The 4,150-nt window shown below is 47.5% G+C and carries 6 protein-coding genes and 1 pseudogene; 3 read left to right on the forward strand and 4 right to left on the reverse strand.

Going from position 1 to position 4,150, the window contains the following annotated elements:
- A pseudogene (locus IQ270_RS28700) lies at positions 1–275 on the reverse strand (hypothetical protein); the annotation flags it as partial.
- Positions 276–297: 22 nt separating this feature from the next.
- On the opposite strand from IQ270_RS28700, the gene IQ270_RS32100 reads away from it, so the two are divergent.
- Positions 298–429 (forward strand): hypothetical protein, encoded by a 132-nt coding sequence (locus IQ270_RS32100; protein WP_255532498.1) that lies wholly within the window; start codon positions 298–300, stop codon positions 427–429.
- Between the two features lie 18 nt (positions 430–447).
- Here IQ270_RS32100 and IQ270_RS28705 read toward each other — a convergent pair whose 3' ends face one another.
- Together IQ270_RS28705 and IQ270_RS28710 are read right to left on the reverse strand one after the other, a co-directional pair.
- Positions 448–2,337 carry a ThiF family adenylyltransferase gene (locus IQ270_RS28705; RefSeq protein ID WP_228056799.1) on the reverse strand — a complete coding sequence of 630 codons (1,890 nt, stop codon included), beginning with the start codon at positions 2,335–2,337 and terminating at the stop codon, positions 448–450.
- 132 nt (positions 2,338–2,469) lie between these two features.
- On the reverse strand, positions 2,470–3,012 hold the full coding sequence (locus IQ270_RS28710; RefSeq protein ID WP_193976520.1) for a hypothetical protein: 543 nt from the start codon (positions 3,010–3,012) through the stop codon (positions 2,470–2,472).
- A 35-nt stretch (positions 3,013–3,047) separates the two neighbouring features.
- Between IQ270_RS28710 and IQ270_RS28715 the strand changes: the two genes are divergently transcribed.
- Complete coding sequence (locus IQ270_RS28715; RefSeq protein ID WP_193976521.1) at positions 3,048–3,203, forward strand: hypothetical protein; 156 nt, start codon at positions 3,048–3,050, stop codon at positions 3,201–3,203.
- A gap of 249 nt (positions 3,204–3,452) precedes the next feature.
- A complete protein-coding gene (locus tag IQ270_RS28720) occupies positions 3,453–3,782 on the forward strand; it encodes a XisI protein (protein ID WP_193976522.1) in 330 nt (109 codons plus the stop codon).
- Positions 3,783–3,873: 91 nt separating this feature from the next.
- Here IQ270_RS28720 and IQ270_RS28725 read toward each other — a convergent pair.
- A partial coding sequence (locus IQ270_RS28725) for a hypothetical protein (RefSeq protein WP_193976523.1) occupies positions 3,874–4,150 on the reverse strand: 277 nt, incomplete at its 5' end.

Consider the following 4,150-nt stretch of genomic DNA (forward strand, 5'->3'; position numbering starts at 1 on the left):
GTTTTTAATTCGTGCCATTTTTCGAGAAATTGCGAAGATGAAAGCCAATCATTAAGAAGTTTTTTAGCATTTAAAGGCTTGTATTTGTCCTTGAGATTAGCTTTAAAGCCGTGTTTCTTTAAGTTTTCATAAAATCTGTCTAGTTCTGGATCTGGAGGTAAACGGGCATCTAGCTCATTGTGGTACGGCTTGCCATCTTCCGCAATTCGCAGGAAAACTGGAAAACCTATCTTGAAACTCCCTTCACCCAATCGGATAACAATTAATTTTCCCATAGATTAACTTTTGTAAGCGCCGATGACAAAAAAGTCCGATCGCCCTTTTTACCCGATTTTTCAAACATTCCCCCAAACCTCTACATTACCAGACGATCGCAGCAGAAAGCCCCAGAGGAAAGCATTTGTTCCCCTGGGGCTTTCTATCGCATGAATAATATTCAGCTTCGACTTAAGAACGAGAAGCGTTCAATGCAGCCCGAATTCCATCAACTTGCACACTCCGCAGCGCGATCGATCGCGGGTCAACCCGATGGTGTACAGTACCGCAGACGGGACATTCCTCCCGACTCTTTGCCGTCAACCAAACGCTTTGATAAGCGTACTGTCCCGGCGTATCCCCAAATACCCCTGGATAAAACCAATAATTCGGAACCATCGACAGCGTGAGATAATTTAATCCCCCATCGATCGCCGGATTCAAGAAACCTTTAAGTTTCGCCTCAGCATCCTCCGGCAACAGCAGCGACAGAGCCATTTTCACCGCGACACTGGTAACATGGTGAATATCCGCCGCGATCGCCACTTCACCCATCACTCGACCATTGTTGCCGTAATCCCCATCCGCACTCACCCGTCCCAACTCCGCTTCGGCTTTGTGGCGGTTGGCCGTAGCACAAAGATAGCAGGGAGTGCGATCTGGGATAGTCACAATTACCTCTCCTCCTTCGGCACCTTTGTAAAGCCCGACAAACAAAGCAGGTTTGCCGTGAAAATAAGCAAAACGGTTGAGAATGCGCTGGGCAGCGGGGTCATCGGTAGTAGCAACTATCAAGTCGGCTTGTTGCACCAAAGCATCAAAGGTTTCAACCTCATAGTCTGACAAGCTTTTAGGCTGTACCGTCAATTCCAACAGCGGGTTGATGTGCAGCAGCCGCTTCGCCAGCGCTTCCACTTTCGGACTACCCAAATCGGTAAAATCGTAGGTAGTGCGACACAGATTCGCTGTTTCAACGGTTTCTGGATCGATGAGAGTGAGAGCACCGACACCGCTGCGAACCAGTTGTTCGGCGAAGTACGAACCGACAGAACCCGTCCCCGCAATCAACACCCGTTTGCTGCTGATATGCTGGCTGAGAATTCCTTGACTGCGCGCAAATAATCCTTGCTGGATTTCGGCTGCGGCAATTTTGGGGTCAAGGCCCGAATAGCAACCACTCCAGCCAGCCAAGCGCGCGCGATCCGCGTCTGCTGTGATTGGGGACTTTCCCAAAGGGCCGTACACCTTCTGGTAGGGGCCAGAACCTGCGATCGCACTTTTGACTGCTGTTAGCAAACGGTCTTCTGGTGGCGTTTGCAGCGACCAATCTAACTGAATTTGCTCTGTGTTTCCTCCTTCTGGTGTCACCATCAGCAGAGGCGGCGTGACGGGATAAGACTCGCTGACGAGAAACAGCAGTTCCAAACCGCCGTCGAGAATAACGCGACCGGCCGGCATCGCCTTTCCTTCCATTTCGGTGATAAATACTTCCGGTGGTTTACTGCTACCAAAAGTACGGCAAAGTTGCTGTAGGTTTTCCAACAGCGGTATGCGTTTGGGTGCAGCCGTCGGTAAGAGTGTTTGCAGGATACGGGGTAAATCGCGATCGCACACTTCCTTGACTGGTAGCATTTCTACTCGCAATTGGTTGCGATCGCCGGAAGCAACATAACAGGAAATTTTACCTTGTGCGATCGGCAATTCGTGTTCGCGCAACTGCCCCCAAGGACGCTGTAAAGTGACGATCGGGGCTACAAAGTAGGGAATGTGAGGGTTGAGGTTCAGCCCTTCTAGCATCGCAGTTTCATCGGGGCCGGAAGGACGGTCTAGGCCGCCTGGGTGCGAGTGGATAACGCCTTTAAACTCCAGTCCTTGGTTGAGTTCTAGCTGCTGCACCCGCTGAGTTAATTGCGGGGATGGCAAGTAGCTAGCACCGCTGGTATGGGCTTCTTCGTCCAAAAGAAAGCGGGTGATGATTGGCTGACCTACGGGGCCTAGAATGGCTCCTCCGCGTTCGGGAGGATGGTTGGCGATCTCAGTTTCAATGTCGTGCAGAACTGACTGTGAAATGTATAACATCATGGTTTTAAGTTGAGAGTAGGTAAATTTTGGGAACCCAGAAACCGGGTTTTTGGCTAAATACTTCGTTGCAGCCGACAGATGCGGTAAAAACCCGGTTTCTTTGGTCGGAGTGGATCGGTTGCGATCGCCCTTTTAGAGGTTGTTGATGGAGAATGGGAATAGATCGGTACGCAGATAACTGCTGAAGCCAGTTGCCCAGAGGACTGATTTGGCAAAGGCTTGTTCTAAGGTGGGCAAGCCGCCTCCATCGCCGAAGCAGATGCGACCATCGCTAAACAGGTGGGCATCGTGGACATTGAACTTACCGGCAACTGCTGGGAACAAAACCATCACTTGGTATAGGCTGCCGTCGCTGTAAGCGAACATGGTATACTGGTCGCCGAGTTCGCTGGTAATGCTGTAAACCCAGCCTGTAACGCCGCTGACGGACATTTCCTGGGTGTTGTTGGGGAGTTTTTGAGCTACGATTTGGCGATCGGCTGTCACAGTGGCTGCGAAGGTTTTCTGGGGAACGCGGGATAGTTGGCGTTCGGTTCCGGGTTGGGGGCGGAGGATGATGTTACCTTCGGAGTCTACAAACACGCTGCGATCTGTTGCATTGGGCAAGTCGGTGTCGCTGTGTTGGTTGGTGAGTACGCGGTTTCTGACTTCATTGAGATCTACTTGGTTCGTCATAAGTACCTCTGGATTGTTCTCTGTTATTGAGTCCTGTGGAGTTTTCAGTTTTATGCAGCGTTAGCCTGGTTTTGTTGGGGCTAGTTGCTGTGGAATCGCCTGATATTGCTTTATCGCTGGTGGGTGGGGGAGTTATGCCAAGTGGGGGGAAATTTTTTGGAGTGCGATCGCTGCTGGCTGCGATGATATGATGGCGGAGTGGTAATTAATAGCGATCTATTCAGTATTTTCGTGGCTATGAAATAATTTTTTCAGCGATCGTTTTATATCAAATCCAGTAGCATCGTCCTGTATTAATCTCTCTTATCTCCCTCTGTGTTCTCTGCGTTCTCTGTGGTTAAATCATGACCATGCTACGGGAAACGATTTTATTCAAGAATTAATTGCTAAACATCAGCTCAAATTACTCATTTTTGATGCTATTCAACAGGGATAATTTTATGGAAAGAATAGATTACAAAGAATTAATCCAAACAATTCTGTCTCAACACTCAAGGAATGACTTGGATACTGAAACAGAAGTTCAATTACTTTTTGATACCGAACGGGAGCATTATCATGTGGTTCATTTGGGCTGGGAGGAGCAAAAACGGGTTTACGGCTGTGTGATTCACGTCGATATAAAAGATGGTAAATTTTGGATTCAGAGGGATAGAACCGAAGCGGGAATCGCGAATGAGTTAGTAGCCGCCGGAGTTCCCAAGGAAGATATTGTTTTAGCTTTTAAAGCTCCTTATGTGCGTCAATTTACTGAGTTTGCTGTGGGGTGATTGGGATAGGGAGGATTTACTTTTTCATCAATTGGTATTTGAGAGCGCTCGACTATCGATACTAATACGAAGGGTTAGCGACCTAATGCCATCATAAATTTTTATGTTTTTCAATTGTAGATTGAATCAAATCTAATTTTTCTTTCAAGTCGATCTTTTCACTTTTGTCAACGGACTTTTCTATGTCTTTCTTTAATTCTTCAAGAGCCGTAGTATTCCAAATCTTTGTTTTTACCGGGACAAGAAAACCATAAATAGTTTCAGATTTTAATTTTCCTATTTCTCCTCTTGGGTTATGATAGTAGACTACAATACCAATCAAATCTCCTACGCTAACTATATTTCCACTGACAGTATTATGATAACGC

It is taken from the genome of Microcoleus sp. LEGE 07076 (assembly GCF_015207455.1).
Classification (GTDB): domain Bacteria; phylum Cyanobacteriota; class Cyanobacteriia; order Cyanobacteriales; family Microcoleaceae; genus Microcoleus.